Here is a 20,877-nt window from a genome sequence, read left to right on the forward strand (position 1 = left end):
CGGTATTCTATCGCGTTATGAAAAAAACAATTTTGACGGAAACCCGTTTTAGCAACCTGGAGTTGTCCGACTCCATTATCAAAGGTTTGAAAGAAGCCGGATTCATCCAATGCTCGCCGATCCAGGACAGAGCCCTGCCGATTGCGCTGCGCGACCGCGATGTCGCCGGCCAGGCCCAAACCGGCACCGGCAAGACCGCCACGTTTTTGTTGGCGACCTTTCAGCGTTTGATCAACGACGAAAGCGAAAAGATCAAAAATCCCAGAGCATTGATTTTGGCGCCGACCCGTGAACTGGCAATCCAGATTCACAAGGATGCCCTGGCGCTCAGCCGCTACCTGAACCTGAAATTCGCGCTGATTTACGGCGGCACCGATTACCAGAAGCAACTCGATAAACTGAAAACCGACGTGGACATCATTATCGGCACGCCGGGGCGCATTATCGACTTTTACCGGCAAGGCGCATTCACGCTCGACAATATCCAGGTGTCGGTGATGGACGAAGCCGATCGGATGTTCGATCTGGGCTTCATCAAGGACATTCGCTTCCTGCTACGCCGGATGCCGCCGCCGGAGAAGCGTCTGAACCTGCTGTTCTCGGCCACCTTGTCCTACAAGGTCACCGAACTGGCCTACGAGCACATGAACAACCCGGTGATGGTCAAGATCGAGACCGAGGAAGTCACCTCCAAGGCCATCAATCAGTTCGCGTTCTGTCCGGCCAACGATCAGAAAATTCCGCTATTGCTGGGTTTGTTGAAAACCCACCAGCCGGTGCGCAGCATCGTGTTCGTCAACACCAAGCGTTGCGCCGAACAGCTCGACGATTATCTGCAAGCCAACGGCCACAAAGTAGCGATGCTGAGCGGCGACGTGCCGCAGGAAAAGCGTCAGCGCCTACTCAACGACTTCCAGGAAAACCGGGTCACCTTGCTGATCGCCACCGACGTCGCGGCGCGCGGCTTGCATATTCCCGATGTGTCGCACGTGTTCAACTACGATCTGCCGCAGGATGTCGAGGATTACGTACACCGCATCGGCCGCACCGCCCGTTTCGGCGCCAGCGGCGAAGCGATCAGCTTTATCTGCGAGGAATATGCCTACTCGATGCCCGACATCGAAGATTACATCGGCGAAAAAGTGCCGGTTAGGGCGATCGACCAGGAATTGCTGATCGAAGACGTGATCAAGCCTGAACGGCGCGAGCCGCGCGAACGCGTGCCGGCCCACGGCAAGCGGCCGCCGCGCGGCGATAAACCGGAACGCGACCGCCGGCCGCGTCCGCACCGCGAGCACGGCCAGCCCGCTACAACAGCCCCGGCATCAGCGCCCGAAAATCTTCCACAGCCGGAAACTCCGTAATCTCGCGAATCGGCCGGCGGCTATCCGGCTTGCTGATCGATACCAGATGAGCAATCCCGAACGCCGCCGCCGAACGCAACACCGCCAAACTATCGTCGACCAGCAAGGTCCGCTGCTTTTCGAAGACATGCTGATCCTGCAGTCGCTGCCAGAATCCGCATTGTTCCTTGGCCAACCCGACATCGTGCGAACTGACGATACGATCGAAAAAACGGTGCAAACAGGTCTTTTCCATTTTCAGACTCAAACTGTCGTGATGGGCGTTGGTCACCAGCAATAAGTACACGCCTCGGCCGCGCGCCGCTTCCAAAAACTCGACGACATGCGGATGCACGGCAATCAAACCCGCCAACTCCTGTTTCAAACCGGCGATATTCAAGTTCAACTCTTCGCTCCAGTAGTCCAGGCAATACCATTCCAGTTTGCCTTCCATCGCTTTAAATCGGGGCGCCAATGCCACTTTGGCAGCCTCCAGCGTTAAGCCGTGCAATTCGGCGTAGCGTAACGGCACGAATTCCTGCCAGAAATGATTATCGAAGTTCAGGTCCAGTAGCGTGCCGTCCATATCCAATAGCACGGTATCGATTTCTCGCCAATCCAGCATCGTCTCTCAACTTTTAGTTGCGCCGGGAAGCCCCCGAGCCGGCCGCGATGTTAACTAAATCCGTCGCGCCTGACCATCTTCGCGACCTCGAGCGGACGAATTCGCCGAATTGGTCCAGACTTATAGACCGCACCCATCCGTGACGGCCCGTCGGGCCAAAATCCAACAACCAGTACTAGGAGCAACGACATGACCGGCCGTATCGAATTCAATCTGGGCTGGAACCGGCCAACATCGCGCCGCATCGAGGATGGCGACGGCCGTTGCATTTATCTGCTCGGGCGCTACTCCGGCCGATCCGGCGCCGGGCGTCCCATTGCGATTGACCTCGACAATTTCGACCAGGTTTTGGCGGAATTGGCGCCGACGGTGACGGTTACCGGCGGCCAGACTTTGCCGTTTGCCGAGCTGGACGATTTTCATCCCGACCGCTGGCTGAAACGGATAGCGCTACTCGCCGATTTGAGCGAACTGAAAACTCGCTTGAACAATCCGGCAACCGCCGAGTTGGCCGCGGCGGCAATCCGCCAGTATCTGCCGATCGCGCCGGCCGTAACCCCGCCGCCAGCGACCGCGCCGACCGGCGACGAAAGCGACGACGAAACCTTACGGCGTCTGCTCGGCCGATCCTCGGAAGCCGCGTCGGTGCCGACCGATAAGCTCACCGGCTGGTTAGACGGCTTGGTAGCGCCGCACGTCAGTCGGGCTACCCTACCGGAACACACCGCCCTGGCCGACTTGATCGACGCCGTGGTCGGCCAATATCTGCGCGGCGTCTTGCACGCCCCGGCCTTTCAGGATATGGAAGCCCTATGGCGCGCCACTCGGAACTTGGTCGGCGCCGCGGCCGAAGGCGAACATCGGCTGTTTTTGGTCGATGCCGATCCAGCGGCGTTCGACGCGGCAACCGCCGCGGCTATCGTCGAACATGCCCGCCGCCGCGAGGACGACCGTTCGTCCGTGGTGTTGATCGATCACCGCTTCGGCCTGGGCGACGCGGATCGGGCACTGCTAGCCGCTTACGCCGATCTGGCGGCGAGCCTGGACGGATGCGCGATCGGCGGCATCGCGGCAGACTGGGCCGAAGCCGCGCTGACCCGCCACGCGCCTAGCCTGGACATCGCCGCCGACCGCGTCGTACTGGCTTATCCGCGCTATTTGATGCGCTTGCCCTACGGCGCCAAACGCGATCCGCTGGAAAGTCTGGCGTTCGAGGAGTGCGCTCTACCGCCGGCGGTCGAAGAGCTACTTTGGGGCAATCCGGCGTTTTTGTGCGCGCAGGCCTTGTTAAAGGCCAACCCGGAACCGGAAGACTTGGCTTTCCCGGAGATACCGGTGTTTGCCTACAGCGAACAAGGCGAAACCGTGTTGCAGGCCGGCGCAGAAACCGTGTTGAGCGAGAGTCAAATTCAAGCCTTGCTGGCGAGCGGCATCACGCCGGTGTTGGGTTTCCGCCAGCGCCCCGGCGTCCGCCTGCCGGCCATCGTCGCGCTGGCGGACGCCGGCTAAATTCTTGCCGGCGGTCGGCGGGTCTGGGTTATAGTGACTCAAGACCTTACGCCGACCCGCAGCCATGCCGAACCGACCGAAAATTCTCAACAAGACCGTGGTCGCTCAGACCAGCCAGTTCCGCGTCGAAGCGCTGGAGCTGGAATTCAGCAACGGCGTCCGCCGCCGTTACGAACGCCTGGCGCGCGGCGGCACCGGCTGCGGCGCGGTGTTGATCGTGCCGATGTTGGATGCCGAAACGGTACTATTGGTCCGGGAATACGCCGCTGGTTTGCACCGCTACGAATTGGGGCTGCCCAAGGGCAAGCTGGACGACGGCGAGGACATGCTCAGCGCCGCCAATCGGGAATTGAAGGAAGAAATCGGTTACGGCGCGGCCAGTTTACGGCATCTCCATCAGGTCTCCCTGGCGCCGGCCTATCTGGAGCACACGATAGACATCATCCTGGCCGAGCAACTTTATCCGGAAAAACTGGTCGGCGACGAGCCGGAAGAACTGCAAGTGGTACCGTGGCCGCTGGCGAGGATCGACAGCTTGCTGGCCAGCGGCGAGTGCAGCGAGGCCCGTTCGATCGCCGCGTTATACTTGGCGCGCGATCATTTGCGCCGACGCGATTGAGGCCGGCATCAGGCCTAGTCGCGGATTTTAAACAACGGCTCCAGCCCGTCGTCCACCCCGGACTGAACCGGCGCGGCCGGCGACTCCGCCGCGTAAGCCTCCCAAAGCAGGCGCCCCTGCCAATCGGCTTCCCCACCGGAATAGAGCAATCGGTTCAAGGCCTCGATTTCCTCGGCCAGCATCGCACTACATTGGTCGGCCAGCCCGGACAGGCTGTCGGTACCGAAGCGCTGACGGCCCCATTGCAGCAAGCACTGCTTGGCGGCTTGCGGATTGTTTTCCCAGCACGCCCGCTTCAAGTTGCGCTCCAGCGACGACTCGCCGGCCGGCACCGGTTTGACGCGGTTTTCCGCCACCGCACCGGCTCGACGGCGCCATGCCCAAATTCCGGTAGCCAGCCAACCTAGCGCGCAGACGACCGTCGCCGCCCGCCAAAAGCGTAACTCGCTATCCGAGGCGACCACCGTTTCGACACGCATCATCGGCATGGTTGCGTCCGCGCCGGTCTGTGGTTGCGAGCCGGTTGGCGCGGTCTCGCCGGCGCCGGCTTCGGCAATGATCGTCGCGGCCGGTAGCCGAGCGCTCTCGATTTTGCCGGTACGGGTGTTGAACCAGGGAATTTCCAGGGGAGGCAGGGTGTAGCGGCCGGGTTTGGACGGAATCAACGCGACTTTCTCCTCGCGTAGCGCGGTCAGGCCGTCGGTCAGCTTGTCTTCCTTCAACAGCGGCTGGTCGGGATAGCTCTTAACGCCGTCGATCGCGGCCTTATCGGTCAATTCCGGCAACTGACCGACCGTGGCGCCCCGAGCGGTCAGTGTGATCGTGCGGGTCAGCGGCTCGCCAACCTTGGCGTGCCGACCGGGATCGGACCATTGCTCGCGCAATTCCAGATGTTCGGCGCTCAACCAGTTGCCCGCGAACCCGGCCGGTACCGGCAACACGTTCAATGTGACCGGCTTGGAGGTGACCCGGCGGGTTTCGGTACTGGGCCGATTGAAGAAGCCGTTGAAACGCGGCCGGCCGCCGGCCACGACTTCGGCGTTCAGCGTCAGCGGCGCAATCGTAAACAAGCCGCTCTGCTGCGGAAAAATCGCGTATTTGCGTTCGGTCACCCAATACTCGACGCCGTCGACCTGCGTCGTGTAACTGTCGTCCTCGCCTAATTTTTCGACCAGCGCGTCCTTGATCTCCGGCTCGCCGAGGCTGGCCTGGGTAATTTGCACGCGCCGGAACAGTTTCAAGGTATAGATGACCTGCGATTGCACGTAGGGTTTTTCCGGCGTCGCCGTCACCTCCAGAAACAGATCGCCATCCTGCTGGGGATCGACCGCGGAAGCGGACACGACAATTTTCAGCGGCCGGCTACTGTCGGCGCCGAACCGGATCGGCGGAATCAACAACTCGCCGGCCTGCTTGGCCATCGCGTTCAATATCCACTGCTCATTGCGGCTGCTTTTGCCGTTGACCCAGGAGGAACTGGAACTACGCTGCTGGTTGAGAATCTCGAAATGGTCGCGCAACGGCCCGAAGTCCGGCTCGCCGTCGGGTTCATCCTCGGCGCTGAACACGATTTGAAACGATTCGTTCATCGCCACCGGGTTGCGGCTGACCGACACCTGGATGTCGGCGGCCCGCGACAGCGTGGCGATCAGCATCAACAAAAAAATAAGCCGGCGCGCCGGCCTAGGCGAGTCAACATCGTAGGCTTCCGGAAATTAATGCATCGAAAAAGGTTTGCGGCTGTCGCTACGGTCGTCGAACCAGCCGTACAAGGCCGGCAACACCACCAGCGTCAACAGCGTCGAGCTGATCAGGCCGCCGATCACGACGATGGCCAGCGGTTTTTGGACTTCCGAACCGGGCCCGGTGGCGAATAGAAACGGCACTAGACCCAGCAAGGCCACGGTCGCCGTCATCATCACCGGCCGGAAACGTTGCTCGCAGCCCTGGCGGATCGCATGCGCTTGGGTCATGCCGCTGGCGCGTAAACCGCGAATGTAGGAAATCAATACCACGCCGTTCAATACCGCGATACCCCATAGGGCGATAAAACCGACCGAGGCCGGCACCGACAAATATTCGCCGGTCGCGAACAGGGTGATGATCCCGCCGATCGACGCGAACGGCAACACCAGGATGATCAGCGCGGCAAAACGCAACGACTGGAACAGCATGAACAACAAAAAGAAAATCGCCGCGATCGTGATCGGAATGATCAACTGCAAGTGACCCAAGGCCCGCTCCATGTTCTGGAATTGACCGCCCCACTGCAGATAATAGCCTTCCGGCAACGCGATCTTGGCCGAAATGGTTTGCTGCAACTCAGCGACGAAACCACCCAAATCCCGATCGCGAACGTTGATGCCGACCACGATGCGGCGCTTGCCCATTTCCCGGCTGACTTGCGCCGGGCCGTCGTTCAAGCTGATCTCGGTGACGTCGCCCAGCCGGACGCGAGCGCCGTTGGGCGCGGTCAACATCAGATTGTCGATCGCGGCGATATCGTTGCGGAAATTCTCCGGCAAGCGCACCGCCGCCGAGAAGCGCCGCTCGCCTTGATATATTTCGGTGGCGACCTTGCCGGCGATCGCGGTTTCGATCACGTCGTGAATGTCGGACGCATTCAGGCCGTGACGGGCGATGGCCTGGCGATCGATCGTGATATTCAGATATTGCTGGCCTGTCATCCGTTCGACCCGAATGTCGCGAGCGCCGGCGACGCCGCCGGCCGCGACCGCGATCGCATCGGCCAGCCGTTTCAGTTCGACCAAATCGTCGCCGAACACCTTGACCGCCACGTCGGAACGTACGCCGGTGACCATTTCGTCCACCCGGTCGGATATCGGTTGCGCCATGACCACTTGCATGCCGGGCAGGTTGGCGTTCAAGGTGTCGCTCATCGCGTCGGCGATATCGTCCTGGGTCCAGCCGGCCGGCCATTCCTCGCGCGGTTTTAAAGTAACGATGGGTGTCGATTCGTTCTGCGCCTGCGGATCGGCCGGACTCTCGCCGCGGCCGACGCCGCTGACCACATTTTTGACGCCGGGAATGCCCAGCACCATCTTCATCGCCTGCATTTCGACGTTGATGCTCTCTTCCAACGAAATGTTCGGCATGCGATTGATGCCCGGCACGATGGAGCCTTCCTTCATTTCCGGAATGAACGACGTACCGAGGAAGGGCAACATGAGCAGCGTCGCCCCGAAAATCGCCAGCGCGATCGCCACCACCTTAAGCCGGTTGGTCAAGGCCAGATTCAGGATACGCAGGTATTGGCGTTTGCAGAACGCAATCAAGCGCGTGTCGTGCTTGCCGTCGTGGCCTTCCAGAAAAAACGCGCACAACACCGGCGACAACGTCAACGACACGATCAGCGATACCAACAGCGCGATCGCGATCGTGTACGCCAACGGCGCGAACATCTTGCCCTCCATGCCTTGCAAGGTCATCAGCGGCAGAAATACCAGGATGATGATGCCGACCCCGAACAATACCGGCGTCGCCACTTCGTGCGTGGCGGCTTCGACGACCCTGACCCGGCTGGTGGCGCGGCCCTTGCGCTCGCCGAGCAGCCGAAACGCGTTTTCCACCACCACCACCGAACCGTCCACCATCAATCCGATCGCGATGGCCAAGCCGCCCAGCGACATCAGATTGGCGGACAAACCGAGTTTGTTCATCGCGATAAAGGTGACCAGCGGCGTCACGATCAACGTGGCGACGACAATCAAGCTGGAGCGCACATCGCCGAGAAACAGGAACAAGACGATGATGACCAACACGATGCCTTCCATCAACACCTTGGTGACCGTGTGCAGCGCGGCGTCCACCAAATCGCTACGGTCGTAGTACGACACGATTTTCAGACCGTGCGGGAGCATGCCCTTGGCGTTGATTTCGGCGACGCGCGCCTTGATCCGGCCGACCACTTCCTTGGCGTTGCCGCCGCGCAGCATCATCACGATGCCGCCGACCGCCTCGGTGTAACCGTCCTTGACGACCGCGCCGACCCGGACTTCGTGGCCGATCTTGATGTCGGCGACGTCATGCATGTGTACCGGCACGCTGTTGTCTTCCTTCAGCACGATCCCGCCGATGTCGTCGACATCGTTGATCAGACCGACGCCGCGAATCAGATATTGTTCGGCATAATGCGGCAATACGCCGCCGCCGCTGTTGGCGTTGTTACGGGCCAGTGCGTCGAAAACGTCGTTTAGCTTGATCCGGTAATGGTGCAGACGATCCGGGTTGACCAATACCTGATATTGCTTGACGTAACCGCCCTGGGAATTGATTTCGGCGACACCGGGAATGCCGCGCAACAACGGCCGCACCACCCAATCCTGAGTCTCCCGACGTAACTGCAATTCATCCACGGACAAAGGCCGTTCCCCGTCGTCGTCGCGGTCCAGCGTGTATTGATAGACCTCACCCAGCCCCGTGGACACCGGACCCAACACCGGATTGACGCCGTCCGGCATTTGCTGCTTGACCTCGATCAGCCGCTCCATCACCAATTGCCTGGCGAAATACACTTCGGTGCTATCGCTGAAAATCAGCGTGATCAGCGACAAGCCGTTTTTGTTCAGCGAACGCATCTCTTCCAGGCCCGGCAAGCCGGCCATCGCGATTTCCAGCGGCACCGTCACCAAACGCTCGACTTCGTCGGGGGAACGGCCGGTGGCATCGGTGGCGATTTGCACCTGGATATTGGTTACGTCGGGAAATGCGTCCACCGACAGTTTTTGCATCGCCCTGGCACCGAAGCCGATCAGCGCCACCGCCAGTACCGCCACCAAAATCCGTTGTCGCAGCGCGACTTCGATCAGTCCGTTGACCATGGTTTACTCCAACGCGCTACGCAAGCGCTCGTTGTTCAAATGAAACGCGCCGTCCACGACGATATGCTCGCCGGCGTTCAGACCGGACAGCAACGGCCGTTGTTGCGCCTGTTCGGCGCCCAGTTGCACCGGCCGCAGTTCAAAGCGGTCGTCGGCCAGACGCACGAATACATAATCCCGATCGGTCTCGCGGACCACGGCCCGGCTCGGCACCACCAGGGATTGGGTGTCCGGCTTGCTGATTTTCAAGGTGGCCAGCATTTGCGGCTTGAACAAGCGTTCCGGATTGGCCAAGGCCATGCGCACGGTAACGGTGCGGGTATCGGGATCGACCAAATCGGCCACGTAAATCAACTTGCCGCTGACTTCCAGGCCCGGCAAGGCCGGCACCTCGGCTTGAACCTGGTCGCCTTGCCGCGCCCAGTAAGCCTGCTGCTCGGGAATTTCGGCCACCAACCATAAATGCGACAAGTCGGCCACCGTGTACAAGCTGTCGGCCGGCTGCACGACCTGTCCGACCGCGACGTTGCGCTCGATGACGACGCCGGCGATACTGGAAGTCACCGGCGAAAACGAATCGATGACCCGTTGCTGGGACAAGCGTTTCAAATCGCCGTCGCTCATGCCCAGCACCCGCAGGCGGTCGGTCGCCGCCCGTAGATCGACTTCGGCTTCGGTCAGCACGCCGCGCCGTTCCAGCAACTCGGCTTCCGCCAGCACCCCGCTGTCGTGCAAGCGCTCGGCGCGTTGCACGGTCAGGCGTCGCAAATTGACTTGCGAGCTGGCCTTGAGATATTCGGATTGAGCTTGGCTGAGTTCGGTGCTGTTCAGCGAGGCCAAGCGCTCGCCCTTGGTGACGACTTGTCCCAGCATCGCATTGATTTCGGTGACCCGGCCGGTCACGGTGGCGCCGATCTTGGCAACCCGATGCTGGTCCAGTTCCACCCGCGCCGACAATCTCAGCGACTCGCTGACCGTGACGGGTTTGATTTCGGCGATTTTCAACAGCTTCAACAGCGCCGGCGTGGCGGTCACCGCTTGGCCGGACTCGGCTCGCGCGGCCGGGACCAAGGCCAAAGCCAACAGTGCGGCGTTCAACAGACGGGCGTAACGAGAGAAACGAGGATTGATGGGCATTGACCTATTCCTGGTAATTGATCGGGTAGCGACCCGCCATCCGGCGGTTCCACCGAGTGAGTCGGTGCCGGACTTGGGCCGGCGGTGTGTGGAGGGCGTCATGGCCGCGACACCTCGGCGATCAGCACCTTATCGATGCGCGTGCCGTCGATATCGACCACTTCAAAACGCCAACGTTCGTATTCGAAGGCATCGGCGACCTTGGGCAGGTCTTCCAGATAATAAAGGATGAACCCGCCGACGGTGTGGTAATCGCCGTCGTTTTCGCCGGGCAGCGGCATATCGATGCCTGTCAGGGTTTTCATGCGTTGTATCGCCAAGCGGCCGTCGATCAGCCAGGAACCGTCCGCGCGTTGCGCCGCTTCGCTGTCCAGATTGAGCTCGGGACTGGGCAAGTCGCCGACGATGGCTTTCAACACGTCGCTCAGCGTCGCCAGGCCTTCAATGTCGCCGTATTCATCGACGATCAGCGCCAGATCGCTACGCGTTTCGCGAAAGCGCTTCAACAACTGGGTCAGCGTCAGCGATTCCGGAACGTAGATCGGCGCGTGCAATCCGGAAACCAAATCGAAGGCCTGCCCGTTCATCGCCGCCTTCAATAGTTCGCTGCGTTGCAGGATGCCGACCACCTCGTCCAGGCCGCCCCGGCAGACGACCGCGCGCGAATACGGGCAATCGGCCAGCTTGGCGCGGGTGACGACTAGGTCATCGGTCAGGTCGATGGCGTAGATCCGTTGGCGCGGCGTCATCACCGCGCCGACTTGTTGGGCATCCAGTTGCAACACGTTGCCGACCAAGTGGCGCTCTTCGGCATGAAACACGCCGGATTCCGCGCCGATTTCCATCAACAATTTGATCTCCTCATCGGTGACGGCGGCTTCCGGGGTCCGATCGGCCCGCAGCAGTTTCAGCAATAGATTGCTGGAAGACGACAGCAACCAAACCAGCGGGCTGGCCAACAGCGCGATCATGTTCATCGGCCGCGCCACCCGCGCGGCGATGGCTTCCGGCCTCAGCAAGGCCAGACGCTTGGGCAACAACTCACCGACGACCACCGAGAAATAGGTAATCACCGCGACCGTCGCCAACAGCGCGATCGAGTCGGCATAGTCCGCCAATAGCGGAAACTGTTGTAAATAGCCGGCGATCGGCGCGGTCAAGGCGTCCTCGCCGAGCGCGCCGTTCAAGATGCCGACGCCGGTGATGCCGACCTGCACCGTGGACAAAAACCGCGACGGTTCGTCGTGCAGTTTCAACGCCGCTTCGGCGCCGGCCCGTTTCTCGGCGGCCAGTTTGCGCAGCCTGGCCTTGCGCGCCGATACCAAGGCCATTTCCGACATCGCGAACAGGCCGTTGACGACAATTAATAACAGGATCAGTCCTATGTCCATCGTTATGGTTTCATTCCGAGCGTCGCACGATCCTAGTGACGGGAGGGCACGGCGCTCACCAACCCGGCGCGTCGCGAGGCGCCGGGTTGCGTTGACCGTACTGGTATTTGAATTTGCGCTTGAGCAGGCCGGTCGGTTCGTCCGGGATGCGTTTCAGCAACTGGGCGTTGGCCCGCTCGGTTTCGTCGCGTTCGCCGGCTTGATCCGGCTGGGCGGTCGGTTGAGTAAGCTCCCGACCCGGCTCGGTCGATTCGGGCGGCTTGGCCGGCTCGGCGGATTGCGGCGAGGCTTCTCGCGACTTTTCGCTGTTGTCGTCGCGCTGTTGATCGTCGGCTTGCGCCGATTGGGTGTCGGACTGGCGCTTCTCGTTACCCGCCGCCGGGTCCGAGGGCTGGCCTTGTTGGTCGGGACGCGGCGATTGGGTGGCATCATCCTGCTTCGACCCCGGCTGTTGCCGGTTTTGAGCGCCGGGTTGCGCTTGCGTGGATTCTTGCTTGGAATCGGACGAGTTTTCCGGTTGTTGTTGTTGGGCCAATTGCTTCTCTATCAATTCTTTGTTGTAGCGGGCATCCGCATGATCCGGCTGCAATTTCAGTGCCTGTTGATAGGCTTCCAGCGCCGCGGACAAATCGCCGGCCCGAGCCAACGCGTTCCCCCGGTTGTAATGGCCGTCGGCGCTGGTGGCCGATTTCAAGGTTTCGGCGGCTTCCCGATATTGACCCGCCCTAAATTGGGCCGCCGCGCGCCATTCCGGGTTTTCGAAACGGCTCGCCGCCGCGTCGTATTGTTCGCTGTCGAAAGCTTGCCGGCCCTGTTGATCCGGCGTGCGCCACAAACTTTGCCAGTCCAGGGCGTGGGCGTCATCCGGCCAGGCCGGCAATAGCGCCAAGGCAGCCCAAAATAACAAGCCCTTGCGAAACTGCCAGGCAGCCCAAGGCAGCAGCAGCAAAACCAACCAGGGGCCGATTTCGTCCCATTGCTGCAACATCAACTCGGTGCCGGTCAGCGGCTCGGTAGTGTTCGGATTATTGAACAACTTGCTCAATGCTTCGACGTCTTCATCGCCGGCGCCGACCGGTCGATACAGGCCTCGGCCAGCGTCGGCCAAGGCTTGCAGCACGCCGGCATCGAGCTTGGCGACGACGATATTGCCGTCGGCGTCCTTTAGGAATCCGCCCCCGCCGACCGGAATCGGCGCGCCGTCGCCGGTGCCGATGCCCAGCACCGACAGGCGATAGCGACCCAACCATTGTTCCGCCAGCGCGGCGCTGTCGCTATCGACGCCGTCGCAGACCAGCAGGATATGGCCTTGGGCGAGGCCGGCCTGTTGTAACAATTCGGCGGCCTTGCGAATGGCGACGCCGGCGTTGGTGCCGGGACTGGGCATGATGTCGGTGGTCAACGCGGTCAATTGGCTATCGATGGTCGCGACGTCGTTGGTCAGCGGCGTCACGGTAAACGCATCGCCGCCGTAGACCAGCAACGCGGTCTGGCCGTCCTTGCGCTGCTTGAGCAGATCGGCGATTTTATAGCGAGCCTTGGCGATGCGGCTGGGTTTGATGTCGGTCGCATCCATCGATCGCGACAAATCCAACGCGATGACCAGCGCCGATTCGTTGCGGAAGGCCGGACCCGGCAAACGTTGCCAGGTTGGGCCGGCCAGCGCGACCACGGTCAGCGACACAACCGCCGCGGCCAGAGGCAAACGGTAATTCCGGCCGGTCGCCGGCTGGTCTTGCAAGATGAACGGCAGTAACTCGGCATCGCAAAACGCCCGCCATGCCCCGCGCCCCAAGCGGCGCTTCCAAAGCAGTCCCAGCAAGATCGCGGCCGGCAATAAAGCGTACAACCACCAGGGACGTAGAAAATGAAAGTTAGACCAATCGATCATCGCTCAAGTCTCCGTCAGCCGCGCCGCAAATAACCGGTCGCCAAGCCGGCGCTCAGTAACAGCGCCAATCCCAACGGCCAATGGTAGAGTTCCCGGCGCGGCCGGAAATATTGCTTGTCCTTTTCGACCGGTTCCAGCTGATCCAACAACCGGTAAATGCGATCCAGCTCTTCGGTATCGCGCGCCCGAAAATAGCGGCCGCCGGTTGCCTCTGCGATCGCGGTCAGCGTCGTTTCGTCCAAGTCGGCGGACGGATTGACCCGGCGGTTGCCAAACAGGCTACGCACCACCATTTCGTCGGCGCCTATGCCTATCGTGTAAATTTTCAAATGGTGTTCGGCCGCGATTTCGGCGGCTTTCAACGGCGTCAGTTCGCCGGCGGTATTGGCGCCGTCGGTCAGCAAAATCAGGACCCGGCTGTCGTCTCGCTGTTGTTCCAGGCGCTTGACGGCCAAGCCAATCGCATCGCCGATGGAGGTTTTCGGATCGTCCTCGGTAATCCCGATGAAGGCTTCGTCCAGCAAGGTCTGCACGGTTTTGCGGTCGAAGGTCAGCGGCACGTGCAAATAAGCCTGGGTGCCGAACAAAATCAAGCCGAGGCGATCCCCGGCCCGGCGCCGGATGAAGTCGCCGGCCACCTGCTTGATCGCGGTCAATCGGTCCACCCGACGTTTACCGATAAAAAAATCTTCTTCTTGCATGCTGCCGGATACGTCGACGGCCAGCATCAAATCGCGGCCGCTGACGGCCTGTTCCAAGGGTTCGCCTAGCCACAACGGCCGGGCGGCGGCCAAAATCAAACACAGCCAAGCGATTGCCGCGATGCGTAGCGCCCAAGGGCTACGCGCACTGACGATGTGGGCGTCGCCGCCGCCGAACTCATCGAGAAAAGGTACTTTTAGCGCGGCCTGTCTATCCATGGGCCGGGCCGGCAACGCGATTCTGATCAGCAGCGGCAGCGGTAGCAAAACCAGCAGCCAGGGCCATTGCCATTCGATCATGAGGATTTCGCTCGTTGCTTCAGCCAGCGCTCGCACAGCGCTGCAACGGCGGCAATGTCGTCGACCGGCGCCGACGGCCGGTAAGGCCCGTCGGCCAAGCAGCGGCCTTCGCCCTCGCTGAACGGCCGGTCGGCCAGACTCGCGTCCAGATAGCGTAGCCAAGCGTCGCCGTGCAATCCGGCGACCGATTCGCGCCCATCGCGGCTGATCGCCACCCGCCGCAACAGCGCCGACAGGGCGGCCAGCTTTTGGCGATCGTCCATTCCGGCATCGTCGCGAATCGCCGTCAACATCGCTTGCGCGGTTTTAACGACGGCGCGGCGGCGCGGGCGCCGGTACCACCGGAAACTCGCCCAAACTAGCGCCGGCAGCACTATTGCCAGCAGCCACCAACCCGGTGCCGGCGGCCAATAGCCGACCGGGCTAGGCAAATGTATATCCTTGAGTTGCAAGCCATCCATGATCAAGCGTCCTCGGTGTCCGGTTCGGGTTCGGCGACCAGTAGCGCGTACAGCGCATCGTGGACGGCCCGCACTTGCTCGAACCCGTTGCGAGCGACCGCGATTTCGCCGGCATCGTAGCGATGTTTTAAGTCGCTGGCCAAGCGATGACGTTCCTGGTGCAGGACCTCTATTTGGTTCAACCAGGCCTGACTGTGTTTGTTCCCTGCCTTGGCCTGTTTCAACCACCGGCCCAAATGGCATTTACGCGGATTCAATATCGGCCAATGCCGGTCGGCACCGGATTCCGCATTCAAACTGTCTCGCAGATGCGCCAGCCAGTGGCGGGTGTCGAATTTGCGGATCTCGACCAGGGCCCGATCCGGCGCCAAACCGGCATTGGCGTAATGCCGCCATTCCGAATACGGGCGGTAGGCGGCGATCCAGGCCGGCAGATCGGCGGCCGGCATCGGCCTGGCGATGGCGTAGCCTTGCAGCAATTGACAACCCATCAACAACAGGACGGTACCGTGATCCGGGTTTTCGACCCCCTCGGCGATAACCCGACGCCGGAACGCCTGACTCAACCCAATGACGCTCTCGATGATCGCATAATCGTCCGGATCGTCCAGCATGTCGCGGACGAAGCTTTGGTCGATTTTGACGGTATCCACCGACAAGTGCCGCAAATGGGTCAGCGACGAGTAACCGGTGCCGAAATCGTCGAGCGCGATGCTGATGCCCAACTCCTCGCGGCAATGCCTGACGGTACGGTTGACCGCGGTCAAATCGTCCAGCGCGGTGCTTTCCAGGATCTCCAGTTGCAGATAGGTCGAGTCGACCGCCGGATATTGGGCCAGCGTCGCCTCGATGTGCTCGTACAGACCGGGCCACAACAGATGGTAGGACGAAACGTTGACGCTGACTTCCAAGTTCAAGCCTTGCGCTTGCCAGTCGGCGAGTTGTCGGCAAGCCTCGGCGATCACCCAATTGCCGATCCGGATTTCCAGTTCGGTGGAGGCGATGGCGGGAAGAAAGCTCAGCGGCGGCACCAAGCCTTGCTCGGGATGCCGCCAGCGCAGCAAGGCCTCCGCGCCGGTCACCCGACCGGTTTGAATGTTGACCTTGGGTTGGTAGTACAGGCAAAACTGGCCGGCGCCAAACGCTTCCTCGATTTCCTTGAGGCGCAGATTGCGGTGAATGATTTGCTGGTCGCGGTTGGTATCGAACAGGCGGAAGCAGTTCTTGCCGGCCATTTTGGCCTGATACATAGCTTGGTCGGCATGGCGCAACAAGGTATCCGGGTCTGCGTCGTCCAGTGGAAACACCGTGAATCCGGTGCTGGCGCCGACCTCGACCGGCTGGTCGTCGATCAGGATGGGTTGCGAGATCGCCCGGTGGATGCGCAATATCGCTTGTTCGCATTGTTCGACCGACTCGATGCCGCCCAACAATAACGCAAATTCGTCGCCGCCGTGGCGGGACACGCTGTCTTCCTCGCGGATGCCGCCCTTGATGCGTTCGGCAATTTCGACCAACACCCGATCGCCGGCGTCGTGGCCGAACTGATCGTTGACCGGCTTGAAACCATCCAAATCCAGGAAGCAGATCGCCAGCAGCGACGGTTCGCGCTTGGCGTGGGCGATGGCCCGGTTCAGCCGGTCGGCGAACAAAATCCGGTTGGGCAGGCCGGTCAGCGGATCGTAATGGGCGATCAACTCCAGCAATTGCTGTTGCTGCTTGGCGTGGGTCACGTCCGAGAACAGGCCGATATAGTGGCTGGTATTGCCGTCGGCGTCGCACAATGCCGAGATCGTCAGATGTTCGGCATAGAGTTCGCCGTTTTTCTTCCGGTTCCACAACTCGCCGCGCCAATACGAATTGAGCCGCAGGGTTCTCCAGATGTCCGCGTAGAAATCGGTTGGGTGTTTGCCGCTTTGCAAAAACCTCGGATTTTGTCCGAGGACTTCGGTGCGGCTATAGCCGGTAATGTCGCAAAAGGTCGGATTGACATCGATGATATTGGCGTTGGCGTCGGTAATCAGGATACCTTCGTGGGCATCGCTGAACACCCTGGCCGCCAGCCGCAAATGTTCCTCGGCGCGCTTGCGTTCGGTAATGTCGCGGGTCAGGCCCAGCAGCGCGGTGATCCGCCCCTCGGCGTCGCGCATCGGCACCGAATGAGTGTCCAGCCAGCGATGGCGGCCCTTCAAGCCGATAATTTCGAATTCCAAGGTTCCCGATACGCCGGCAAACACCCGCCGACTCAAGCCTTCGAAAGCGGCGCGGTACTTGGGCACGATCAGTTCGGCCAAATCCAGCGCTTGCGCCTGTTCCAGACTCTCGGCGCCTATCATGTCCAAACCGGCCGGATTGATCTGCAACAAACGGCCGGCGGTATCCAGCAGTTTCACGCAGTCCGGCTCTGAATCGACGATGGTGCGCAACTTCACTTCCGATTCTCGGGCCTTGGCCGCGGCCGACTGCAATTCGGCGACGGCGTTTTCCAATTCGTCGGTGCGTTCCTCGATCAAGGCTTCGACGTGAGCGGTGCGGCCACTGACGATCAGTAGCAACACGTTCAGCAAACTGGCGAAGCATAAACCGCCGATCAAGGTAATCCAGGGCAGCGACGAGCCTTGCGCTGCCACGAAGCCGCTACCCGGACTGACCGTGATTTGCCAAGTTCGGTCGGCGAACGCAAAGCGATGGTGCCACTCTTTCAGAGCGTATTTGCCGGTCAGGCTGTCGATGGGTTTGGCGAACAACACCGCCAAGGTTTCCGGAGCGCCAAGATCTTCGATTTTTAAACCGAATTCGTCCAAACTCAAACCCTGGGTGACGATGTCGACCATTTTGGCCGGCAGAAGCACCGCCGATATATAGCCCTCGAATACCGGCGCATCAATGCTCGATGCTTGCTTGATCAGCGGTGCCGATACCAGTATGCCCGGCAAACCGGCGGTATCCTGAATCAAATTCAAAAGCGGCGAGGCGCTAATCTTGCCGGTTTCGCGAGCGTAATCCTTGGAGGCTTTACTAGCCGAATTGGCGCAGGAATCCAGGCCGAAGGCGGCCTGATTCCCCGGCATGGGTTCGATAAACGCAACCGGACAATATTCCGGACGTAATTCAGCCGGCGCCAGCGAGCCGTCGGGCCGGCGCTCGGTCACTCGAAACTCGCGGTAACCTTCCGCGCGCACCGACGTTTCGAAAGCGGCCAACCGTGCCGCTTTGACCAGCGGCAGCCATTCCAGGGCCTGAATTTCCGGATGGCGCAACAAGATGCCTTGGGCGAACACCGCGAACTCGCGGCGGGTCACCTCCTCGGACGCCACGAACACATCGCGCAGGGCCAGGGTATTGTCGAGTACATTGGCGGCGTACTCGGTCAACAAGCGCTCGATCTCGCCGGCACGGTTATCGAATGCCACCTGGATGCGAGCCTGCTCGGCCCGAAACACCTGAACGAAAACCAGCACCAAAGCCAACAACGCGGCCAGCAACGGCAGCGCGACGCTGATCCCGCGCGGCCGCCAGAGTTCGCGAGGCATCCCGAACCAGCACAACAACAGCGGCGTGACGACGGTAACGCCGAGACAGTCGCCTATCCACCAGTTACGCCAAGCGCTTCCCAACTGCTCGGGTGGCATGAATTGCGCGGCGAATAGCGCGGCAACGCCGACGCTCGGGGCGATCAAGCAGGCCAGCGGCGCGGTCAGCACAAAGAATCCGAGTATCGAGCGCGGGCTGTCCAATTTCGGCAGTCCGGGTTCCAGGTATTTCGCGGATAAATAGCAGGCGGCCAACACCTGCAAGGTGCTGCCGCCGCCTATCACCAACGCGGTCAGCGCCGAAACCAGCGAATAGTGTTCGGTAAAGTCGGCGATCGCCAGAAACTGGGTCGCGGTCGCGCCTAACCAGACGCCAGGCCACAAGCGGCGGCCCCAGATCAGCAACGCGGCCAGCGCGATACCGGCCGGCGGCCACAGCGGACTGGCATAGCCCGGCGGAATCACGATATTCAAGCCGGCCCAGCCGCTGGCGAACATCGCGGCGGCCAACCAAAACATGGCTTTGATGCCGGCGGGCGGCAGGCTTCGGCTTTCGCGGCCGACCTGGCCGAACCCATTGTCTACGATGTTAAACATCGGCGGCATCGCGTTCATGCCCGGCCTCCGGGTGCGGGCAAGGTCGGTCCCAAGGCCTGCCGCGGAAGCTGCTGAGTACTGCATTGCAGCCACGACAAGCGCAATTGCTTGCTCAAGCGCTGCAGCAAGGTTTGGCGTTGCTCGAAGCGTTGGCGATGCGCCTCAGCTTGCCGACGGTCGGCGGCGTCGACGATCAGTTCGCGCCAGCGGTCCACCAGTCGGAATCTGCCGCTCGCCGGCAAGGCAAGCTCGAACGGATCGAAAATTTGCACCAATACGATGTCGCAGTGGCGAGCCAGATAAGCCAAATGATTTTCGGCGGCGGCGTTCAGTCCGCGAAAATCGCTGAGGATATAGACCCGACTGCCGGGGCGGGCGTGGTGCAGCAAACGCGCCAACGGCTGGTCCAAACCGGTCACCGGGTCGCCGGCAAAATCCGGCCGAACCAGCGCGTTCAGGAAACGCAACACGGCGGCCTTGCCGTTTTGCGGCTTGAATTCCTGGCAGCCGTGTTCGGCGAAAATCTGCCCGCCGATCCGGTCGCCCTGATGCCAGGCGGCCCAAGCCAGCAGCGCCGCCAGTCGGGCGGCCTGTACCGCCTTGAATACGCCTCGGGTCGCGAATTGCATGCTGGCGCGATAATCGACGGCAATAAACATCGGCCGCTCGCGCTCTTCGCGATAGATTTTGCTGTGCGGTTTGTCGGTGCGCGCGGTCACCCGCCAATCGATGCGGCGCACGTCGTCGCCGGGTTGGTACAGACGGGTTTCATCGAAGGCCATGCCGCGACCCTTGAAGCGCGACAGATAATGTCCGCCCTGGCTGGCGCGAATCGTGCCGCTGCCCAGTTTCAACGCGGCGGCCGGTTTGGCCAAATCGAGCAGCGTCTTTAAGTCGACCGCGATGCGTTCGTTGCCGGCGATTTGGAACTGGTTCATCAGGGTACCGCGATACGGGCGATCAACTCTTTGATGACGTGGTCCGGACTGATGCCTTCCGCTTCCGCTTCGTAGGACAGAATCAAACGATGGCGCAGCACGTCGTAGGCCAGGTCCTGGATGTCGCCGGGATCGACGAAATCGCGCTGTTGCAGCCAGGCCTTGGCCCGGGCGCACCGGTCCAACGCGATGCTGGCGCGCGGGCTGGCGCCGTATTGTATCCAGCCGGCCAAATCCTGGCCGTACGCGCCCGGATTGCGGGTTGCCAGCACGATTTGCAGCAAATACTGCTCCAGACTTTCGGCCATGTACAAATCCAGCACCTCGGCGCGCGCCGCGAACAAAGTTTGTTGGCCGACCTTGGTCGGCGCCGCGGTCTTATGCGCCAGCTCGCCGCGCGCCTCGGCTCGGGCCAGGTGCAGAATCGCCTGCTCGTGACTCGGGCTGGGATAATCGATTTTGACGTGCAGCAGGAAACGGTCGAGCTGGGCTTCCGGCAACGGGTAGGTGCCTTCTTGTTCGATCGGGTTTTGGGTGGCCATGACCATGAACAAGGGCGGTAGCGGGTAGGTGGCCTTGCCGACCGTGATCTGGCGTTCCGCCATCGCTTCCAAAAGCGCCGCCTGCACCTTGGCCGGCGCCCGATTGATTTCGTCTGCCAATATCAGGTTGTGAAACAGCGGACCTTTTTGAAATTCGAAGCTACCTTGTTGCGGGCGGTAAATTTCGGTGCCGGTCAAATCGGCGGGCAGCAGGTCTGGCGTGAATTGCACCCGATGGAAATCGGCTTCCAGCCCCTGACCCAACACATTGATGGCACGGGTTTTAGCCAATCCCGGCGCGCCCTCGACCAGCAAGTGGCCGTCGGCCAGCAGCGCGATCAGCATCCGCTCCACCAGAACGGCCTGGCCGATGATTTGGGTGTTGATGTGGGCTTGCAGTTGTTGGAGGGCGGCTTGGCTGGTACTGAGACTGGTCTCGGTCATGTCGA

At 61.3% G+C, this 20,877-nt stretch carries 14 protein-coding genes; 3 read left to right on the forward strand and 11 right to left on the reverse strand.

Features of this window, described 5'->3' with window-relative positions:
* Window positions 1-17 precede the first annotated feature (17 nt).
* The gene (locus tag ACP4CD_RS16620) at window positions 18-1,364 is read left to right on the forward strand and encodes a DEAD/DEAH box helicase (RefSeq protein WP_426991695.1); all 1,347 of its coding nucleotides are present in this window, start codon (window positions 18-20) and stop codon (window positions 1,362-1,364) included.
* On the opposite strand, the gene yrfG is transcribed toward ACP4CD_RS16620, so the two are convergent.
* Window positions 1,309-1,968: a GMP/IMP nucleotidase gene (yrfG, locus tag ACP4CD_RS16625; protein ID WP_426991697.1), complete on the reverse strand. Its 660-nt coding sequence runs from the start codon at window positions 1,966-1,968 to the stop codon at window positions 1,309-1,311. The two genes, ACP4CD_RS16620 and yrfG, sit on opposite strands and share 56 nt — an antisense overlap.
* 189 nt (window positions 1,969-2,157) lie before the next feature.
* Between yrfG and ACP4CD_RS16630 the strand changes: the two genes are divergently transcribed.
* Both ACP4CD_RS16630 and nudE read left to right on the forward strand, forming a co-directional pair.
* The gene (locus ACP4CD_RS16630; RefSeq protein WP_281021892.1) at window positions 2,158-3,477 is read left to right on the forward strand and encodes a type VI secretion system contractile sheath domain-containing protein; all 1,320 of its coding nucleotides are present in this window, start codon (window positions 2,158-2,160) and stop codon (window positions 3,475-3,477) included.
* A 64-nt stretch (window positions 3,478-3,541) separates the two neighbouring features.
* A complete protein-coding gene (nudE, locus tag ACP4CD_RS16635; RefSeq protein WP_281021891.1) occupies window positions 3,542-4,096 on the forward strand; it encodes an ADP compounds hydrolase NudE in 555 nt (184 codons plus the stop codon).
* Between the two features lie 14 nt (window positions 4,097-4,110).
* Here the strand turns inward: nudE and ACP4CD_RS16640 are convergent, their stop codons facing one another.
* The 10 genes from ACP4CD_RS16640 to ACP4CD_RS16685 all read right to left on the reverse strand — a co-directional run bounded on the left by ACP4CD_RS16640 (window position 4,111) and on the right by ACP4CD_RS16685 (window position 20,872).
* Window positions 4,111-5,751, reverse strand: coding sequence for a BatD family protein (locus ACP4CD_RS16640; RefSeq protein ID WP_426994700.1), 1,641 nt, complete (start codon window positions 5,749-5,751; stop codon window positions 4,111-4,113).
* 60 nt (window positions 5,752-5,811) lie between these two features.
* The gene (locus ACP4CD_RS16645; protein ID WP_426991700.1) at window positions 5,812-8,937 is read right to left on the reverse strand and encodes an efflux RND transporter permease subunit; all 3,126 of its coding nucleotides are present in this window, start codon (window positions 8,935-8,937) and stop codon (window positions 5,812-5,814) included.
* 3 nt (window positions 8,938-8,940) lie between these two features.
* The gene (locus tag ACP4CD_RS16650; protein WP_281021888.1) at window positions 8,941-10,074 is read right to left on the reverse strand and encodes an efflux RND transporter periplasmic adaptor subunit; all 1,134 of its coding nucleotides are present in this window, start codon (window positions 10,072-10,074) and stop codon (window positions 8,941-8,943) included.
* A gap of 98 nt (window positions 10,075-10,172) precedes the next feature.
* Window positions 10,173-11,465 (reverse strand): hemolysin family protein, encoded by a 1,293-nt coding sequence (locus tag ACP4CD_RS16655; RefSeq protein ID WP_281021887.1) that lies wholly within the window; start codon window positions 11,463-11,465, stop codon window positions 10,173-10,175.
* A 55-nt stretch (window positions 11,466-11,520) separates the two neighbouring features.
* The gene (locus ACP4CD_RS16660; protein WP_426991702.1) at window positions 11,521-13,356 is read right to left on the reverse strand and encodes a VWA domain-containing protein; all 1,836 of its coding nucleotides are present in this window, start codon (window positions 13,354-13,356) and stop codon (window positions 11,521-11,523) included.
* Window positions 13,357-13,370: 14 nt separating this feature from the next.
* A complete protein-coding gene (locus ACP4CD_RS16665) occupies window positions 13,371-14,357 on the reverse strand; it encodes a vWA domain-containing protein (RefSeq protein ID WP_426991704.1) in 987 nt (328 codons plus the stop codon).
* Window positions 14,354-14,818: a DUF4381 domain-containing protein gene (locus tag ACP4CD_RS16670; protein ID WP_168030411.1), complete on the reverse strand. Its 465-nt coding sequence runs from the start codon at window positions 14,816-14,818 to the stop codon at window positions 14,354-14,356. The genes ACP4CD_RS16665 and ACP4CD_RS16670 overlap by 4 nt, the downstream gene beginning before the upstream one ends.
* Before the next feature lie 2 nt (window positions 14,819-14,820).
* Complete coding sequence (locus ACP4CD_RS16675; protein WP_396642933.1) at window positions 14,821-18,966, reverse strand: EAL domain-containing protein; 4,146 nt, start codon at window positions 18,964-18,966, stop codon at window positions 14,821-14,823.
* Window positions 18,963-19,886, reverse strand: a complete 924-nt coding sequence (locus ACP4CD_RS16680) for a DUF58 domain-containing protein (protein ID WP_281021883.1) — start codon at window positions 19,884-19,886, stop codon at window positions 18,963-18,965. Before ACP4CD_RS16680 ends, ACP4CD_RS16675 begins: the two co-directional genes overlap by 4 nt.
* Window positions 19,886-20,872, reverse strand: a complete 987-nt coding sequence (locus ACP4CD_RS16685) for an AAA family ATPase (RefSeq protein ID WP_064024686.1) — start codon at window positions 20,870-20,872, stop codon at window positions 19,886-19,888. The genes ACP4CD_RS16680 and ACP4CD_RS16685 overlap by 1 nt, the downstream gene beginning before the upstream one ends.
* Window positions 20,873-20,877 lie beyond the last annotated feature (5 nt).

Source organism: Methylomonas stagni (assembly GCF_050154735.1).
Classification (GTDB): Bacteria; Pseudomonadota; Gammaproteobacteria; order Methylococcales; family Methylomonadaceae; genus Methylomonas; species Methylomonas koyamae_A.

What these genes read in the sequence shown, in the direction of transcription:
- ACP4CD_RS16650 (WP_281021888.1), bottom strand. Translation starts at nt 10,074, where the DNA reads ATGCCCATCAATCCTCGTTTCTCTCGTTACGCCCGTCTGTTGAACGCC.
- ACP4CD_RS16645 (WP_426991700.1), bottom strand. Translation starts at nt 8,937, where the DNA reads ATGGTCAACGGACTGATCGAAGTCGCGCTGCGACAACGGATTTTGGTG.
- ACP4CD_RS16630 (WP_281021892.1), top strand. Translation starts at nt 2,158, where the DNA reads ATGACCGGCCGTATCGAATTCAATCTGGGCTGGAACCGGCCAACATCG.
- nudE (WP_281021891.1), top strand. Translation starts at nt 3,542, where the DNA reads ATGCCGAACCGACCGAAAATTCTCAACAAGACCGTGGTCGCTCAGACC.
- ACP4CD_RS16655 (WP_281021887.1), bottom strand. Translation starts at nt 11,465, where the DNA reads ATGGACATAGGACTGATCCTGTTATTAATTGTCGTCAACGGCCTGTTC.
- ACP4CD_RS16620 (WP_426991695.1), top strand. Translation starts at nt 18, where the DNA reads ATGAAAAAAACAATTTTGACGGAAACCCGTTTTAGCAACCTGGAGTTG.
- ACP4CD_RS16640 (WP_426994700.1), bottom strand. Translation starts at nt 5,751, where the DNA reads ATGCTGATCGCCACGCTGTCGCGGGCCGCCGACATCCAGGTGTCGGTC.
- ACP4CD_RS16665 (WP_426991704.1), bottom strand. Translation starts at nt 14,357, where the DNA reads ATGATCGAATGGCAATGGCCCTGGCTGCTGGTTTTGCTACCGCTGCCG.
- ACP4CD_RS16675 (WP_396642933.1), bottom strand. Translation starts at nt 18,966, where the DNA reads ATGAACGCGATGCCGCCGATGTTTAACATCGTAGACAATGGGTTCGGC.
- ACP4CD_RS16670 (WP_168030411.1), bottom strand. Translation starts at nt 14,818, where the DNA reads ATGGATGGCTTGCAACTCAAGGATATACATTTGCCTAGCCCGGTCGGC.
- ACP4CD_RS16680 (WP_281021883.1), bottom strand. Translation starts at nt 19,886, where the DNA reads ATGAACCAGTTCCAAATCGCCGGCAACGAACGCATCGCGGTCGACTTA.
- ACP4CD_RS16660 (WP_426991702.1), bottom strand. Translation starts at nt 13,356, where the DNA reads ATGATCGATTGGTCTAACTTTCATTTTCTACGTCCCTGGTGGTTGTAC.
- ACP4CD_RS16685 (WP_064024686.1), bottom strand. Translation starts at nt 20,872, where the DNA reads ATGACCGAGACCAGTCTCAGTACCAGCCAAGCCGCCCTCCAACAACTG.
- yrfG (WP_426991697.1), bottom strand. Translation starts at nt 1,968, where the DNA reads ATGCTGGATTGGCGAGAAATCGATACCGTGCTATTGGATATGGACGGC.